Raw genomic sequence first — 14664 nt, forward strand, 5'->3', positions numbered from 1 at the left:
GTCATTCCAGCGAAAGCTGGAATCCAGCGCCTCTACGCTTCGATGGTCCAAAGTCGCTCGATCCCGGCCTTCGCCGGGATGACGGGTCGGGGCGAAACCGGCAAGCCAGGCACCGACACCCANCGAGAGCCGTCATTCCAGCGAAAGCCGGAATCCAGTGCCTCTATGCTCCGACAACCCAAAGTCGCTGGATCCCGGCTTTCGCCGGGATGACGGGCCAGGGCGTGATTCGTCGAGGTTCGCGACAATGTGTGTGCGGTCCGAGCAGCAACCGCCCTACCGCTGCACGATCACCGCAAACCACCCCCACCCGCGCACCCGCTCGGCGATCAGCTTGAAGCTGGTCAGCATCGGCACGGCCAGCAGCGCACCGGGCACGCCCCACAGCCAGCCCCATATCAGCAGCCAGATCAGGATCGCGATCGGGCTCAGCCGCATGCTGCGGCCCTGGATCATCGGGGTGATCAGGTTGCCTTCCAGCGCGGTGATGCCGGCGAAGGTCAGCGCGGGCAGGAACGCGTGCAGGTCGGCATGGTTGGTGGACAGCATGCCGATCAGCACCAGCAGCACGGTGGTGACGATCGCGCCGACGTAGGGGATGAAGTTGGCGAACATCGCCACCGTGCCCCACAGCAGCGGGTCGGGCATCTTGTACAGGTACAGCATGCCGGCGGTGAGCGCGCCCAGGCTGGCGTTGATCAGCAGCGCGGTGAGCAGGTAGCGCGACACCTCGGTCTGGATGCCGCGCACGATCGCCACCGCGTGGCGCTTGTAGGCGAAGCTGGGCGTGATCTCGACCAGGCCGCGCAGCATCGAGTCGCCGTAGATCAGGAAGAAGAACACCAGCAGGGTCACGCTGAGCACCGCGGCAAGGATCTTCGGCGCGGTGGAGACGATGTCCCACGCGCTGATCGCCACCGCCGGCGGACGCGGCACGGCCACGCGGCTGGCCTGGCCGTTGACCAGGGTCTGGGTGGCGCGGTTGGCCGCCTCCAGCGGCTGGGTCACGCTCTTGAGCTTGGGCACGAAGCTGCGGATCGCCGCCGGCGCACCGTGGAACCAGCCCACCGCCGGCTGCGCCAGCAGGCCGATGCCGCCGGCGATGCCGGCGATCAGGCCGATCATCAGCACGCTGGCGGTGAGCCAGCGCGGCAGGCGGAAGCGCGTGCCCATCGCCACCAGCGGATTCAGCGCCAGCCCGATGAAGGCGGCCAGCACCAGCGGGATCAGCAGCGCGCGGGCGATGGTGACGGTATAGAGCAGCGCCAGCAGCAGCAGCGCGTTGAGCACGAAGCGCACCGCCAGCAGGTGCCGCCGCACGCTGCGCGCCGCGCGCATGCCGTGCACCGCCGCGCGCGGCGGGTGTGCCGGCGGCGCCACCAGCGCGGCCACCAGTTCGGGCACCGCGCCGGCTTCGGCCGGCGCGGCGGGTTCCTCCGGCGCGTTCATGACGGATCGCCGCCCAGGCCGAGTTCGGCGATCAGGCGGGTGCCGTGCGCCACCGCCTCGGCCAGGCCGCCGCTGAGCAGCGAGCCGAGTCCGGGGACGCGCAGCGGATGGACGTCCAGGCGGCCGAGCACGAAGCCGGCCCCGGCGGCCACGCCCAGGGTGGCAAGCGGGTTGTCGTGCCCGCGCACCAGCAGGGCCGCCGCCGGCCGGGCCAGTTCCTCGCGCGCGGTCTGCATGCGCTGGCGCGCGGCGCGCACGCGGGCGTGCTGACTGACGATGCTCATGTGCCGTCCCCCTCCTCGTCGCCGATCTGCGCCCGGGCCTTGCCGAGCGTATCGCGCATCATCGCACCCCATTCGCCCCGCGTGGCGGGCAGGCTCATCCAGTGCATGCAGCGCTTGAACAGCAACAGCGCGCCGGCGAGGAACAGGCCCTGCAGAACGATCAGCGCCAGCAGCGCCCACAGCCAGGAACCGAACCACTTCGCCAGCAGCAGGCCGACCAGCCCGAGCAGGCTCAGCCCCAGCCCGACGCCGGCCACGGTGGCGGCCAGCCCCGCCAGCAGCATCCACGAGACCGCACTGCGGGCCAGCCCCAGCTCCGCCGCCAGCAGGTGCAACTGGGCGCCGAACAATTGCCTGATCGCCCGGCCCAGCCGGCCGATCTCGGCCAGCAGCCCGGGCGGCACCGGCGGCGCGCCCGCGGACGTCGCGGCTTCGGGCTCGTCTGGTTCGTGCATCCCCTGCCCTCGCGGACGGGTCAGCGACGCAGCACGCGGCCGAGCAGCCAGCCGGCGCCGAGCGCGATGGCTACCGCCTGCACCGGCTTGCGGCGCACGTAGTCGCGCGCCTCGTCCAGCCAGGCGTCGGCGCGGTCCATCGTCTCGTCGCACCACTCGCGCCCGCGTTCGCCCAGGTCGGCGGCCTTGTCCGCGGCCCGGTTGGCGGTGTCCGCTGCCTTGTCGGTGGCGCGGTGCAGGCCCTCCTCGACGCGGTCGGCGGCGTGGTCCACCGCCTGCTTGGTCTTGGCGACGGCTTCGGACGTGGCCTGCTTGACGCGTTCGGCGCCCTGGTCGATGCGGTTGCCGGCGGACTCGGCCGCATTGGCGAGTTCGGACTCGGGGGGCTGCGTGGACTTGCTCATGCTGATTCTCCGTAGGGAACTGACGTTAACCCGGGCCGCATGAACGGCGCCGGGCGGTGCCGTTCATGCGGCCGCGGGCCTGCCGCGGGCGGACCGCGCCATCGCGGGCCGCGGCGCGCACGATGGCTAGCCGGCACGGCGGAAGAAGGCGATCGCGGCCAGGATCAGGAAGATCACGAACAGGATCTTCGCGATGCCGGCGGCCGCGCCGGCGATGCCCCCAAAGCCCAGGACGGCGGCGATGATGGCGATGACCAGGAATACGATGGCGTAGTGAAGCATGGCGGCTACCTCTTGATGATCAAAACGCGCCGCCATTCATCCATAGCCGATGCCATCTGCATGTGAAGGGTACCGCCGCCGCCCTGCACGCGCCGGCGACAAGCCGTTTCACCCCGCCAGCGCCGGATTGAGCGTATAGGTGCCCACCCGTTCCGCCTGCGCCAGCACGTGGCCGGCCATCGCGGCGCGCAGCGCGGCCAGGTCGAAGCCCGCGGCCAGGCCCAGGCTGGCCACGTCCAGCGCGTGGACGGTGAAACGGTAGCGGTGCACCAGGGCATCGTTCCACGGCGGGCACGGGCCGTCGTAGCCGAGGTAGTTGCCGCCCATCCCGGCGTCGCCGGCGAACCAGCCGGTGTAGCCGTTGCTGCCTTGCACGCTGCCCGGCGGGCCGTGCGGATCGCGCTTGCCGCGCGCGGTGACGCCGTCGCTGCAGGCGCCGGCGGCCAGCTCGCCGCACTCGGGCGGGATGTCGGCCATCAGCCAGTGCACGAACTCCACCCGCGGCAGGTCGGCGGGCACCGTGCGGCCTTCCTTGTTCACGTCGTCGCCGCGGCTGGGCACGTCGGCGTCGATGCAGGTGAGCACGAACGAGCGCGTGCCTTCCGGCGCGCCGAACCAGGCCAGGTGCGGGCTGAGGTTGTCCGACAACGCGACCGGCGCGGCGCGCTTGCCGAACGCGAATTCCGCGGGAATCGGCTGGCCGTCGTCGAAACTGTCGCTGCGTAGCTGCATGGCGTTCTCCGGGAATTAGGGATTAGGCAAAGCATGCCGCATCCGTGCGGATCGACCCAAGCGAGCGCGGCCACTTTTCCGATTCCCGATTCCCGACTCCCGATTCACTTGCCCCCATAAGTCACCCGGTACACCGCGCCGGCCAGGTCGTCGCTGACCAGCAGGCTGCCGTCCGGCAGCGGCTGCACGTCGGCGGGGCGGCCCCAGGCTTTCTCGTCCTGCACGAAGCCGGCGATCAACGGTTCGTACGACAGCACCCTGCCGCCTTGCAGGCGCACCGTCATCACGCGGTAGCCGGATTTCCGGGTGCGGTTCCACGAGCCGTGCTCGGCGACGATCGCCGCGCCCCTGTAGCTGGCCGGGAACTGGCTGCCCCCGTAGAAGCGCATGCCCAGCGAGGCGACGTGCGCGCCGAGCTTGAGCACCGGCGGGGTGTAGTCCTTGCAGTGCTTGCCCTTGCCGAACTGCGGATCGAGCGTGTCGCCCTGGTGGCAATAGGGATAGCCGAAGTGCTCGCCCGCCCTGGCGATGCGGTTCAGCTCGTCGCTGGGCACGTCGTCGCCGAGCATGTCGCGGCCGTTCTCGCTGAACCATAGCTGGTTCGTGCCCGGCTGCCAGTCGAAGCCCACCGTGTTGCGGATGCCGCGGGCCACGTCCTCCCAGCCGCTGCCGTCGGGATTCATGCGGATCAGCTTGGCGTGGTCCGGGCCCGGGTCGCAGATGTTGCACGGCGCGCCGATCGGCACGTAGAGCTTGCCGTCGGGGCCGAAGGCGATGAACTTCCAGCCGTGGTGCGTCTCGGTGGGCAGCCGGTCGGTGACCACCTGCGGCTTCGGCGGGTCGTCCAGGCGGTTCTCGATGTCGCGCAGCACCACGATCCTGCTCACCGCCGACACGTACAGGTCGCCGTTCCTGAAGGCCACGCCCACCGGCAGCTTCAGGCCGCTCGCCAGCACGCGCACCTTGTCGGCCACGCCGTCGCCGTTGCCGTCGGTGAGCGCGTAGACCTTGCCGGCGTCGTTGGAGCCGACGAACACCGTGCCCTTCGCGCCCAGCGCGATCTCGCGGGCGTCCGGTACCTGGTCCGAATACACCGCGACGCGGAACCCCTTCGGCAGGACCAACCGGTCCAGTTGCACCGCGGCCATGGCCGGGGCGGCGAACAGGCAGAGCAGCGACAACAGCACGGTGCGCATCGGCATGTCCCTCGTGGCGGGAGGAACGGCGATCGTACCCCCACCGGCATGGCGCGCCAGTGCACGCCGCCGCGCCCGGCCGCCGCGCTCTGCTAAGGTGCGCGCCCATGGACGGGGGACACATGAGCGAATTGCAGGATCTCACCACCCTGGTGCGCGCGGCGACGCCGCTGCTGGTGATCGAGACGGTGGACGAGCAGCGGGTGATCGAGTGCTTCCGCCACGTCATCGCGCAATCGCTGCGCCCGCTGTGGCGCTGGACCCTCACCGACGGCCTGAGCCGGCTCGATTTCGCCCAGCCGGAGGGCCAGGTCGCACCCGACGCCACCGCGACGCTGGAGGCGATCCGCGCTTCGGGCGAGGCGGGCGTGTTCCTGCTGTTCGACTTCCATCCGTTCACGCGCTACGCGATGAGCCTGCGCATGCTGCGCGAGATCGTGCAGCGGCAGCGTTCGGTGGCGCACACCCTGGTGCTGGTCGGCGCGAAGATCGAGCTGCCGGAAGAACTCGAGGCGCTCGCCCTGCGCGTGCCGCTGTCGCTGCCGGACATCAAGGAACTGGCCGGCATCCTGCGCGGCGAGGCGGCTGCCTGGCAGCGCGAGCAGGGCCGCCGGGTCGAGGTGGACGGCGAGGCCGCGCGCACCATCGTGCGCAACCTGCTCGGCCTGACCGCGCCCGACGCGCGGCGCATCGTACGCAAGCTGATCTACAACGACGGCGCGCTCAACCACGCCGACCTGCCCGAGCTGATGCGGGCCAAGTTCGACCTGCTCAACCGCTCCGGCCTGCTGCACTACGAATACGCCACCGCCAGCTTCGCCGACGTGGCGGGGGTGAGCCGCGTGCGCGAGTGGGTGCGCCGCCGCCGCGCCGTGTTCCTCGCGGCCGAGCCCGACCCCGCGCTGGACCCGCCCAAGGGCGTGCTGCTGCTCGGCGTGCAGGGCTGCGGCAAGAGCCTGGCGGCGAAGGCGATCGCCGGCGGCTTCGGCGTGCCGCTGGTGCGGCTGGACTTCGGCACGCTGTACGACAAGTACCAGGGCGAGACTGAGAAGAACCTGCGCGAGGCGCTGCGCAGCACCGAGCTGCTGGCGCCGTGCGTGCTGTGGATCGACGAGATCGAGAAGGGACTGGCCGGCGGCGGCGAGGATGGCGGCGTATCGCGCCGCGTGCTCGGCTACCTGCTGACCTGGATGGCCGAGCGCAAGGCCAAGGTGTTCGTCGTCGCCACCGCCAACGCGGTGCGCGAGCTGCCCGCCGAACTGCTGCGCAAGGGCCGCTTCGACGAAATCTTCTTCGTCGACCTGCCGCGGGCCGACGTGCGCGGCGAGATCTTCGCCATGCACCTGGCCCGCCGCGGGCTCGATCCCGCCGGCTTCGACCTGCCCGCCCTCGCCGCCGCCAGCGACGGCTTCTCCGGCGCGGAGATCGAGCAGGCCATCGTCAGCGCGCTGTACGACGCCGCCGGCAGCGGCCTGCCGCCCGGCCAGGCCACCCTCGCCCACGCGCTGCAGCAGACCCGGCCGCTGTCGGTGCTTATGCACGAACAGGTGGCCGCGCTGCGGGCATGGGCGCAGGAGCGCTGCGTGGCGGCGGATTGACGCAAGGCCGGCGCATCCTGCTGCTTCGGTTGGCCGACACCGGCACGGCGTAGCCTCGGAATCTGTCCAAAGATCCCCAAGCCTCCCTTCAGGGACGCCATCCCTGCGGCTTTCAACGGCCGCAGGAACGACGGAGAAGACAAGGCGGATGAATCTTGAACAGGCCCTTGGTAGGCCGGTTCGCCCACGTACACCGAGCGGCGGCATACACTGGAGGCACGGCTGTTTGATGCTGGCGTTGCCTCGCCGGCGAGGCGTCCCCCGACCCAGGTGCCTACCCGCATGAGTGCCTTGTACGACCTGTCGTCCCGTGCCGTCCGCTCGCTCTACGAGGCGCGCATCGCCACTCCGCCCGTGCTCGACGCGGACGTCCTGTTTCCCGGCGCGCGGCGTTTCGTGGCGGCCTGGCCGGCGCTGCGCGACGAAGCCCTGGCGCTGGCCGCGCACCTGGAGACGGTGCCGCGCTTCCACGAGCTGATGGCCAGCCAGGCGGAGATCTCGGCCAACGACGGCCGCGACTGGCGGATGTTCCTGCTGAAGGCCTACGGGGTGGAGATCGCGGCGAACATGGCCGCCTGCCCGCGGCTGGCGGCGCTGGTCTCGTCCGAGCCGGACGTGCTGTCGGCCACGCTGTCGTTCCTGGCGCCGCACAAGCACATCCCGCGGCACCGCGGGCCGTTCAAGGGCGTGCTGCGCTTCCAGCTCGGGCTGTCGGTGCCGCTGGACGAACAGGGGCGGCCCGCGGCCGTGCTCTCCCTGGACGACCGCGAATACCGCATCGGCGACGGCGACAGCCTGCTCTGGGACGACACCTACCCGCACGAGGTGTGGAACCGCAGCGATGCGATGCGCATCGCGCTGCTGCTGGACGTGCGCCGCCGCGGCATGCCGGCCGACATGGCCGTGCTTTCGCGGCTACTGATCGCGGCGGTCGGCCTCGCCGTGCGCTGGCGCGGTGCCGGCTGAACCCGCGCGACCGCAGGCCACCGCGTTGAAGCGCGCGGCGATGTAGTCGTCGGTGAAGCTGGTCATGCCGTAGCCGCGGATGAAACCGCAGTGGCCGCCGTAGTCGGCGATGTCCAGCTCCACCTCCGGCGGCAGTCGGAGCTTCTCGAACGCATCCACCGGGATCACCGGATCGTCGCGCGCGGTGAGGATGGTGGCGGGGATCTGCATCGCCATCAGCGCGTCGCCGGCCACCGAATAGCCGTCCAGGTACGCCTGCAGCGAGCCGAAGTCGGTATGCCGCTTGACCAGCGATTCGGTGAGCCCGCGCAGGCTCTGCTTCAGCTCCGCCAGCTCGAAATACTCGTGCTGCGGAAACGCCGCCTGCTTGGCCTGCAGCGAGCGCCGCCACTTGTGCATGAAATAGGCCTGGTAGAACCAGGGCGCGCTTTCCTCCAGCGAGAACAGGCCTTCGCTGGGATCGATGATCGGGCACACCGCCAGCGCGTAGTCGAGCGGGATGCCGACGCGCGGCGCCACCAGCGCGGCGCGCAGCGCGAAGTTGCCGCCCAGCGAGAAGCCGGCCAGCGCCATCGTGCGCGCCGGCCAGCGCCGCGCGATGTCGCCCAGCGCGTGCACCACCTCGTCGATGCGGCAGGAGTGGAACAGCGCCTCGTTGAGGTTGTAGCTGTCGCCGTGGTCGCGGAAGTTCAGCCGGAAGATATCCCAGCCGTCGGCCAACAGGCGGCTGCCGGTCTGCAACACGTAGGTGGAATCGACGCTGCCCTCCCAACCGTGGAACAGCACGGCCAGCCCGCGCGACGGCCCGCCGCCGCGCTGCGCGGTGTACGCGCCGCTGAGGCGCACGCCGTCGCCGCCGTCGATCGTCACCGCCTCGGCGCCCTCGCGCACGGCGTGCGCCGCGCGCGGCAGCAGTTGCCGGCGCACGCCGCTGGATGACAGCATGGTCTGGATATGGCCGTTGCGCAGCGGCCAGGACGGACGGAAATCCTTTCCGCGCGGCAAGGTCATGCGTCGCGGTCTGCCAGGGCGGCGCCGATGCGCTCGCGCGCCAGCTCGGCCATGCGCCGGCGCGCATCCGGCGTGGCCGGCACCGGCTCGAGGAAATGCACCTCGGCGTCCATCGGCGCCTCGCCGAGCAGGCGCAGGAAGTTGCCCATGAAGCTCTCGCCCTCGCGGAAGCCGGCATCGACCACCCGGCGGCCGTTCCGCGCGAAGCGCAGCGCCACCGGCTGCACCGGCACCGACGCGTCCAGCGCGGCCTGGAAGATCCGCGCGTGGAAGGTCTTGAGCACGCCGCCGTGGCCGGTGCCGCCTTCCGGGAACACCGCCACCGAACGGCCGCCGCGCAGGCGGTCGACCATGGTCTGCATCACCGCGGCGAGCGAATGGTTGTTGCCGCGCCGGTGGAAGATCGTGCCGCCCGTGGCGGCCATCCAGCCGACCAGCGGCCAGCGCGCGATCTCCGCCTTGGCGACGAAGCAAGCCGCGCGCTGCGAATGCAGCAACTCGATATCGATCCACGAGGTGTGGTTGGCGACGAACAGCACCGGATCGGCCAGCGGCTTGCCCATGCGCACCGAGCGCAGCCCGAAGATGCGCATCAGCGCGGTGGACCACCAGCGGATCATCCGGTGCGCGAACGGCTCGCGGCCGTCGACCATCACGCGATGCGTGTTCCAGCTCAGGATGCCGGCGCACAGCAGGATCCCCAGCACGATGTGCAGCAGCAGCAGCGGGATGCGCCAGACATAGCGCAGGGGACGCCAGGCGTCGCGGGCCGGGGCAGTGGCGGGGGCGGTATCCATGAGCCGGTTAGTTTAGCGTTACTTGGACCTGCCGCCATGCATCCGCGTGTGGCTCGCCCGGCTTGCCCCGGCCGGCCGCCCTTTCACTTTTCCAGTTGCGCCAGCGGCAGCGACGGCGAGCGCTTGACCGTGCGCAGCACGAAGCTGGAATTGACGTCGGCCACGCCGGAGGCGTTCAGCAGATGGTCGAGCAGGAAGCGCGAGAAATGCGCCAGGTCGGCCACGTAGACGTGCAGCAGGTAATCCATGTCGCCGGTCAGCGCGTGGCAGGCGACCACCTCGTCCCAGCCGCCCACGTGCGCGACGAAGCGCTCGATCACCTCCGCCTCGTGCTTCACCAGTTGCACCCGCACGAAAGCCTGCAGGCCCAGCCCGATCGCCTGCGGGTCGACCTGGGCGGCGTAGCCGGTGATCACTCCGTCCGCTTCCAGCCGTTGCAGCCGGCGCAGGCAGGCCGACGGCGACAGGCTCACCCGCTCGGCCAGCTCGGCATTGGTGATGCGGCCCTCGGACTGCAGCACCGCCAGCAGGCGCAGGTCGGTGCGGTCGAGCGTGGTCATGCACGATACTCCTGCCGGAAAAGGTCATGGCGCAATCATATTGCTCATATAAGCCGTATCCGGACAATAAAACAATCTTCGTCCAGCGGATCGGCCGTATCCTGTTGCCATCGCCCTGGGCATCCGCTGCCCCGGCCCGAACCCCGGAGGCCCCATGGACCACAGCATTCCCCGCAAAGTCGAACACCAGCAGACCGACCGCGGCTACGTGCCGGTCTATGCGACCGGCGTGGTGGAGCAGCCCTGGGCCAGCTACTCGCGCACCGACCACGAGGTATGGGACACGCTGTACAAGCGCCAGCGCGAGCTGCTGCCCGGGCGCGCCTGCAAGGAGTTCCTGGCCGGCGTGGAGCGCTTCGGCCTGGGCGACGGCGGCATCCCGAAGTTCGCCGAGCTGAACAAGGTGCTCGGCGCCGCCACCGGCTGGGAGCTGGTCGCGGTGGAGGGCCTGCTGCCGGACGAGGTGTTCTTCGACCACCTGGCCAACCGCCGCTTCCCGGTGAGCTGGTGGATCCGCAAGCCCGACCAGCTCGACTACCTCAGCGAGCCGGACCTGTTCCACGACCTGTTCGGCCACGTGCCGCTGCTGCTCAACCCGGTGTTCGCCGACTACATGCAGGCCTACGGCCGCGGCGGCATGAAGGCGTTTGCGATCGGCCCCGCCGCGCTGATGAACCTCACCCGGCTGTACTGGTACACGGTGGAGTTCGGGCTGATCGATACCGGCGAGGGCATGCGCATCTACGGCGCCGGCATCGTCAGCTCCAAGGGCGAGTCGATCTATTCGCTGGATTCGCCGTCGCCGAACCGCATCGGCTTCGGGCTGGAGCGCGTGATGAGCACGCGCTACCGCATCGACACCTACCAGCAGACCTATTTCGTGATCGACAGCTTCGAGCAGCTTTTCGAGGCGACCCGGCCGGACTTCGCCCCGATCTACGCGAAGCTGGAGGCGCTGCCCGCGCACGCCGCCGGCGACGTGCTGGACGGCGACCGCGTGTTCACCCGCGGCACGCGGGAAGGGTTTGCGACCGGCGCGGATACCTGATCTCCCGGTAAACCGCCGCCCCAGGCGCCGCTCCGGCGAAAACCGGAGCCACACTGCGTCGTGCGGCCGCCGGCGTTGGCTGCACGCCGCGCCTGGCGTCCCGGGACCCGAACCGATGCCAGCCACCCGATGGCGCCGGTGCCTTCCCTACAGCCCCAGCCCTACAACCCCAGGTTGCCGATGGCGTTGTCGGCCACCACGCGCTCGAGCTGGCCTGCCACGGGGTTCGATGCGCCCTGTCCCGAATGCAGGCACAGTTCGACCACGGGGAGCGGCGGCAAGCCGTGCCTTTCGTCGAGCCGCATGAGGGAGGGCGGCAGGCCGGCCGTCGTTCGCAGCGTGATGCCGAGGCCGGCGGCAACCCCCGCCCACAGGCTTTGCAGGCTTGCCGTGGCGTAGGCCAGCCGCCAGGGAATGGAGGCCTTGTCGAGCGCCTCGATGCCCGCGCGGCGGAAGAAGCAGGGCGGGTTGTAGAGCGCGAGGTCCAGCGGCGCGCCGGGTTCCAGGACCGCCTCCGTGCCCACCGGCCCTATCCACGCCATGGGCAGCGTGGCCAGGTGCCTGGCGTCCGGGCGGCTGCCGTGGCCCATGGCGAGGACGAGATCGAATTCGCCCCGGTCGAGGCGCTCCAGCAGGAGCCCGTTGCGTTCCACCTCGACATCCACCCGGACCGCCGGGTGCGCCTTCTTGAACTGGCCCAGCGCCGCGGGCAGCCATGTCTCCGCGAAATCGCCCGGCAAGCCGAAGCGTACGACGCCTTCCACCGACATGCCGGCCACGCTGCGCACCGCTTCGTCGTTGAGCTCAAGGATGCGGCGCGCATAGGAGTGCACCAGCTCGCCGATCTCCGTCAGCACCATCCTTCGCCCCTGCCTGCGGAACAGGGGCTGGCCGAGCTGGCTTTCCAGCTTCCTGATCTGCTGGCTCGCCGCCGATTGCGAACGGCCGATCCTCTGCGCCGCACGCCCCAGGCTTCCCAGTTGCAGGATCGCGACCAGGGTCCGCATGGCGTCCGTATCAAGGTTCGGCAGGGACATCGCTTTCGTTTTTCCGATTGGATGCTTTCAAATTATCGGATTTTCTTAAGCGTATCCAGCGCCTAGCATCCGGCGGTGATCCCCTGCGGGCCATTCGCCCGCGCCCACTCCGACGTCGGGACCCATCGCATGAACATTCGTACGGCAACCACCCGCCGCCTCGCCGCCGCGCTCCTCTCGGCATGCTCGCTCTGGACGTCGGCCGCCTTCGCCGGCCCGGCACGCGGGGTGTCGTCGCTCGCCGGCAGCTGGACCCTGGTCGCGGCCGAGGTCCAGCACCCCGACGGTTCGCGCGCGCCCGACTACGGCGCCAGCCCCAAGGGCTGGCTGCAGATCGACCGCCGGGGCCACTACTCGCTGCAGATCTTCAAGGCCGGGCGGCCGGCCTTCCATGCCGGCGACAAGGCGAAGGGAACGCCCGGCGAGTACGAAGCGGCCGTGATGGGTTCGAGCACCCATTACGGCATGCTCCGCGTCGAGCCGGACCGCGGGATCCTGGTTTTCCGCATCGAGGGGGCTTCCTTCCCCAACTGGGAAGGCCAGGAGCAGCGCCGGCAATACGAACTCGACGATGGCGTGCTGAGCTACCGCGTGACGGCGCGCCCGAATGGCGACGTGCCGATCTCGGTGTGGCGAAGGATCGACTAGGGCGCCGCGAGGCGGCCGGGTACCCGTATCCGCTCAGCGCCCGTGCGCATCCACCCAGGGCCTGAGCAGCCCGATCCACAACGCGTAGCCGCTGCGGTTCATGTGCAGGCCGTCCTCGACGAACCACTTCGGCTGCGGCCTGCCGTCCTTGCCCAGCATGGGCGTGAACACGTCCAGGTAGTCCACGCCCCGCTGGGTGGCGGCATACGCCTTCACCAGCGCGTTCGCCTCGCGGATCTTCGGCAGCAGCGCGGAGCGGGCCACGCTCGGCTTGATCGCGACGAAGGCGATCGGCACCTGCGGGTCGACGGCACGCGCCTTGCGCACGAAGGCGGCGAAATCGTCGCGCACCTGCGCGGGGCTGTCGCCGTCCTGCAGGTCGTTGTCGCCCGCATACATCACGATGGCGCGCGGACGGTACGGCGCCACGATGCGGTCGGCGAAGAAGGTGCTGTCGTCGATCTCCGAGCCGCCGAAGCCGCGGTTGATCGTGCGCACCTCGGGGAAATCCGCCGCCAGGGTCTTCCAGAAGCGGATCGACGAGCTGCCGATGAACAGCACCGCGCCGGAAGGCGGCGGCTGGGCGCGGTCGGCGGCCTCGAACGCGGCGATGTCGGCGTTCCATTGGGCGTGGTCGTCTTCGCGCGCCGCCGCCTGCAGCGGCAGCAGGGCGGCGAGCAGCGGAAGCAGGAGCCATCGTTTCATCGCCCCACCCTAGCACCGGCGCGCGCCGGGACAAACCCGCGGATCAGTGCGGCCGGGCCAGTTCCGACACTTCCAGCACCTGCGCCACGCGCTTGCCGTCCCAGCGGTAGATCAGGTGCTGCGCCTGCACGCATGGCGCGACCACGTCGGGATAGAACGCGGCGATGCACTCGCCGCCGGCATGGCGCGCGCTGTCGTAGACCACGCCGCTGGAGCCGGCCTCGCGCAGCTCCCGCGCCAGCGCGAGGCTGGCCGCGTAGCTGTCCGGATCGTGCACCGCCGGCCAGCCGCCGCGCAGGTCGTGCAGCCTGCTGTCCAGGCTGGTGCGGTAGCAGCGCATCTCCAGGTCGCAGGCCGGCTCGGCGGTGGCCGCGAGGAACCGCTCGCGGTGGTATACCGTTTCCTCCACCGCGGTGGCGACGCTGTGCGCGGCGTAGAACACGCCCCAACTGCCGTCGGAGAAACGGCTGCCCTCCGGGTTGAGATGGGTGAAGGCCGCCATTACCGGGGTGGCGCCCGGGCCGCCGATGCGCCGCTCCTTCGGCACCAGCCGCAGCGCGCCCAGCTCATCGCGCAGGCGCGGATTGGTCAGCGCCTCGATCGCGAACAGCGCCTCCATGTCGGCCGGATCGGCGATGCGGTCGTACACGCCGATCGGCGGGAAGCGGCTGGGCACGATGCGGTACGCCTGGTTCCAGCGGATGCGCTTGAGCGGTGGCAGGGTGGTCGGCATCTTCGGTTCCATGACGCGCGCCGCGGTTGGCAAGGCCGCGTCCATGGCCGCCTGGCGGCCAGCCGTGTGGAGGGAAGGGAGGATTGTCGGCGATCGGCGTATCGCCGACTGCGACGCCCTGGGCAGCCTCGGAGGCCGTTCGCGGGCAGGCGGTGTTTAGTTCCAGCCGCGCTGCGCGTCCAGGTACTGGCGTACCACGTAGAGGTCGGCGACGTTGCCCGACAACATGCGCTGCAACGCCGACTGGCCGCCGAACAGCGGCGCCGCGTTGGGCCGGTGCAGCCAGGCGTCGGCCTGGGCCGGGTCGGGGAACAGGATCTGCAGGTCTTTCCATATGCCGAGCAGGTAGCTGATCCGCTCGATCACGTCGCGCCCCGGGCTGCCGTCCTGCAGGCGCTTCCACTTGTAGAAGGTCGATTCCGGCGGATCGCCGAGCAGCCTGCGCTGGTCGGCGATGCGCAGGTTCCAGCGCTCGGCGAGGTTGAAGAACGCCCGCAGGGCGGGGCCACCGAGCTCGGTGGCGGGAAGCGTTTCGGGCAGCGTATGGGCCAGCATGCGAAACTCTCCTTGTGAAGTTCAAGCAAACTTTACTCTATTTGTGCAGTAGTGCGCAAATTTTGGCCAGGCTGGTTGCGTGATCTGGCATGTGTCCGTGGCGGGCGATGCCCCCGGGCACATCGCAACGCGCCGCATCGGTGGAAGCGTCGCGCTATCTATGTCGCGCTACCGATAAGGAAACATCGGGCCGTCATTCGCGCG

General features: G+C 70.3%; 18 protein-coding genes. 4 read left to right on the forward strand and 14 right to left on the reverse strand.

Annotated features, from left to right (window positions below; translation table 11 throughout):
• Positions 1-276: 276 nt before the first annotated feature.
• The 7 genes from ASG87_RS03090 to ASG87_RS03115 form a co-directional block, all read right to left on the reverse strand.
• Positions 277-1449: an AI-2E family transporter gene (locus tag ASG87_RS03090; RefSeq protein ID WP_056000660.1), complete on the reverse strand. Its 1173-nt coding sequence runs from the start codon at positions 1447-1449 to the stop codon at positions 277-279.
• The gene (locus tag ASG87_RS03095; RefSeq protein ID WP_056000663.1) at positions 1446-1733 is read right to left on the reverse strand and encodes a hypothetical protein; all 288 of its coding nucleotides are present in this window, start codon (positions 1731-1733) and stop codon (positions 1446-1448) included. Before ASG87_RS03095 ends, ASG87_RS03090 begins: the two co-directional genes overlap by 4 nt.
• On the reverse strand, positions 1730-2188 hold the full coding sequence (locus ASG87_RS03100; protein ID WP_056000666.1) for a hypothetical protein: 459 nt from the start codon (positions 2186-2188) through the stop codon (positions 1730-1732). Before ASG87_RS03100 ends, ASG87_RS03095 begins: the two co-directional genes overlap by 4 nt.
• A gap of 20 nt (positions 2189-2208) precedes the next feature.
• Positions 2209-2592, reverse strand: a complete 384-nt coding sequence (locus tag ASG87_RS03105) for a DUF883 family protein (RefSeq protein WP_056000670.1) — start codon at positions 2590-2592, stop codon at positions 2209-2211.
• A 126-nt stretch (positions 2593-2718) separates the two neighbouring features.
• Positions 2719-2874 (reverse strand): DUF1328 family protein, encoded by a 156-nt coding sequence (locus tag ASG87_RS19090; RefSeq protein WP_082582717.1) that lies wholly within the window; start codon positions 2872-2874, stop codon positions 2719-2721.
• Positions 2875-2982: 108 nt separating this feature from the next.
• Positions 2983-3606, reverse strand: coding sequence for a YbhB/YbcL family Raf kinase inhibitor-like protein (locus ASG87_RS03110; RefSeq protein ID WP_056000673.1), 624 nt, complete (start codon positions 3604-3606; stop codon positions 2983-2985).
• A 104-nt stretch (positions 3607-3710) separates the two neighbouring features.
• The gene (locus ASG87_RS03115; protein ID WP_056000792.1) at positions 3711-4802 is read right to left on the reverse strand and encodes a PQQ-dependent sugar dehydrogenase; all 1092 of its coding nucleotides are present in this window, start codon (positions 4800-4802) and stop codon (positions 3711-3713) included.
• A 122-nt stretch (positions 4803-4924) separates the two neighbouring features.
• Here ASG87_RS03115 and ASG87_RS03120 point away from each other — a divergent pair, with 122 nt between their 5' ends.
• A complete protein-coding gene (locus ASG87_RS03120; protein WP_056000676.1) occupies positions 4925-6400 on the forward strand; it encodes an AAA family ATPase in 1476 nt (491 codons plus the stop codon).
• Positions 6401-6682: 282 nt separating this feature from the next.
• Positions 6683-7366: an aspartyl/asparaginyl beta-hydroxylase domain-containing protein gene (locus ASG87_RS03125; RefSeq protein ID WP_056000679.1), complete on the forward strand. Its 684-nt coding sequence runs from the start codon at positions 6683-6685 to the stop codon at positions 7364-7366.
• On the opposite strand, the gene ASG87_RS03130 is transcribed toward ASG87_RS03125, so the two are convergent.
• The 3 genes from ASG87_RS03130 to ASG87_RS03140 form a co-directional block, all read right to left on the reverse strand.
• Complete coding sequence (locus ASG87_RS03130; protein WP_056000682.1) at positions 7316-8377, reverse strand: alpha/beta fold hydrolase; 1062 nt, start codon at positions 8375-8377, stop codon at positions 7316-7318. The genes ASG87_RS03125 and ASG87_RS03130 overlap by 51 nt on opposite strands.
• Entirely contained in the window at positions 8374-9174 is an 801-nt protein-coding gene (locus tag ASG87_RS03135; RefSeq protein WP_056000685.1) for a lysophospholipid acyltransferase family protein, read from the reverse strand. The genes ASG87_RS03130 and ASG87_RS03135 overlap by 4 nt, the downstream gene beginning before the upstream one ends.
• An 83-nt stretch (positions 9175-9257) precedes the next feature.
• Positions 9258-9734, reverse strand: coding sequence for an Lrp/AsnC family transcriptional regulator (locus tag ASG87_RS03140; RefSeq protein WP_056000688.1), 477 nt, complete (start codon positions 9732-9734; stop codon positions 9258-9260).
• A 154-nt stretch (positions 9735-9888) separates the two neighbouring features.
• Between ASG87_RS03140 and phhA the strand changes: the two genes are divergently transcribed.
• Positions 9889-10782, forward strand: coding sequence for a phenylalanine 4-monooxygenase (phhA, locus tag ASG87_RS03145; protein ID WP_056000692.1), 894 nt, complete (start codon positions 9889-9891; stop codon positions 10780-10782).
• Positions 10783-10943: 161 nt separating this feature from the next.
• Here the strand turns inward: phhA and ASG87_RS03150 are convergent, their stop codons facing one another.
• A complete protein-coding gene (locus ASG87_RS03150) occupies positions 10944-11819 on the reverse strand; it encodes a LysR substrate-binding domain-containing protein (RefSeq protein WP_056000694.1) in 876 nt (291 codons plus the stop codon).
• Positions 11820-11948: 129 nt separating this feature from the next.
• Between ASG87_RS03150 and ASG87_RS03155 the strand changes: the two genes are divergently transcribed.
• On the forward strand, positions 11949-12467 hold the full coding sequence (locus ASG87_RS03155; protein ID WP_056000696.1) for a lipocalin-like domain-containing protein: 519 nt from the start codon (positions 11949-11951) through the stop codon (positions 12465-12467).
• A gap of 33 nt (positions 12468-12500) precedes the next feature.
• On the opposite strand, the gene ASG87_RS03160 is transcribed toward ASG87_RS03155, so the two are convergent.
• The 3 genes from ASG87_RS03160 to ASG87_RS03170 form a co-directional block, all read right to left on the reverse strand.
• Entirely contained in the window at positions 12501-13172 is a 672-nt protein-coding gene (locus tag ASG87_RS03160; protein WP_056000699.1) for an SGNH/GDSL hydrolase family protein, read from the reverse strand.
• Positions 13173-13215: 43 nt separating this feature from the next.
• Positions 13216-13905 carry an RES family NAD+ phosphorylase gene (locus tag ASG87_RS03165; RefSeq protein WP_056000795.1) on the reverse strand — a complete coding sequence of 230 codons (690 nt, stop codon included), beginning with the start codon at positions 13903-13905 and terminating at the stop codon, positions 13216-13218.
• Positions 13906-14061: 156 nt separating this feature from the next.
• A complete protein-coding gene (locus ASG87_RS03170; RefSeq protein WP_056000702.1) occupies positions 14062-14460 on the reverse strand; it encodes an MbcA/ParS/Xre antitoxin family protein in 399 nt (132 codons plus the stop codon).
• Between the last annotated feature and the right edge of the window lie 204 nt (positions 14461-14664).

This window comes from Frateuria sp. Soil773, assembly GCF_001428405.1.
Lineage (GTDB): Bacteria > Pseudomonadota > Gammaproteobacteria > Xanthomonadales > Rhodanobacteraceae > LMSL01.

Coding starts and splice junctions, on each gene's coding strand:
- ASG87_RS03090 (WP_056000660.1), bottom strand. CDS start 1,449: ATGAACGCGCCGGAGGAACCCGCCGCGCCGGCCGAAGCCGGCGCGGTG.
- ASG87_RS03095 (WP_056000663.1), bottom strand. CDS start 1,733: ATGAGCATCGTCAGTCAGCACGCCCGCGTGCGCGCCGCGCGCCAGCGC.
- ASG87_RS03100 (WP_056000666.1), bottom strand. CDS start 2,188: ATGCACGAACCAGACGAGCCCGAAGCCGCGACGTCCGCGGGCGCGCCG.
- ASG87_RS03105 (WP_056000670.1), bottom strand. CDS start 2,592: ATGAGCAAGTCCACGCAGCCCCCCGAGTCCGAACTCGCCAATGCGGCC.
- ASG87_RS19090 (WP_082582717.1), bottom strand. CDS start 2,874: ATGCTTCACTACGCCATCGTATTCCTGGTCATCGCCATCATCGCCGCC.
- ASG87_RS03110 (WP_056000673.1), bottom strand. CDS start 3,606: ATGCAGCTACGCAGCGACAGTTTCGACGACGGCCAGCCGATTCCCGCG.
- ASG87_RS03115 (WP_056000792.1), bottom strand. CDS start 4,802: ATGCGCACCGTGCTGTTGTCGCTGCTCTGCCTGTTCGCCGCCCCGGCC.
- ASG87_RS03120 (WP_056000676.1), top strand. CDS start 4,925: ATGAGCGAATTGCAGGATCTCACCACCCTGGTGCGCGCGGCGACGCCG.
- ASG87_RS03125 (WP_056000679.1), top strand. CDS start 6,683: ATGAGTGCCTTGTACGACCTGTCGTCCCGTGCCGTCCGCTCGCTCTAC.
- ASG87_RS03130 (WP_056000682.1), bottom strand. CDS start 8,377: ATGACCTTGCCGCGCGGAAAGGATTTCCGTCCGTCCTGGCCGCTGCGC.
- ASG87_RS03135 (WP_056000685.1), bottom strand. CDS start 9,174: ATGGATACCGCCCCCGCCACTGCCCCGGCCCGCGACGCCTGGCGTCCC.
- ASG87_RS03140 (WP_056000688.1), bottom strand. CDS start 9,734: ATGACCACGCTCGACCGCACCGACCTGCGCCTGCTGGCGGTGCTGCAG.
- phhA (WP_056000692.1), top strand. CDS start 9,889: ATGGACCACAGCATTCCCCGCAAAGTCGAACACCAGCAGACCGACCGC.
- ASG87_RS03150 (WP_056000694.1), bottom strand. CDS start 11,819: ATGTCCCTGCCGAACCTTGATACGGACGCCATGCGGACCCTGGTCGCG.
- ASG87_RS03155 (WP_056000696.1), top strand. CDS start 11,949: ATGAACATTCGTACGGCAACCACCCGCCGCCTCGCCGCCGCGCTCCTC.
- ASG87_RS03160 (WP_056000699.1), bottom strand. CDS start 13,172: ATGAAACGATGGCTCCTGCTTCCGCTGCTCGCCGCCCTGCTGCCGCTG.
- ASG87_RS03165 (WP_056000795.1), bottom strand. CDS start 13,905: ATGCCGACCACCCTGCCACCGCTCAAGCGCATCCGCTGGAACCAGGCG.
- ASG87_RS03170 (WP_056000702.1), bottom strand. CDS start 14,460: ATGCTGGCCCATACGCTGCCCGAAACGCTTCCCGCCACCGAGCTCGGT.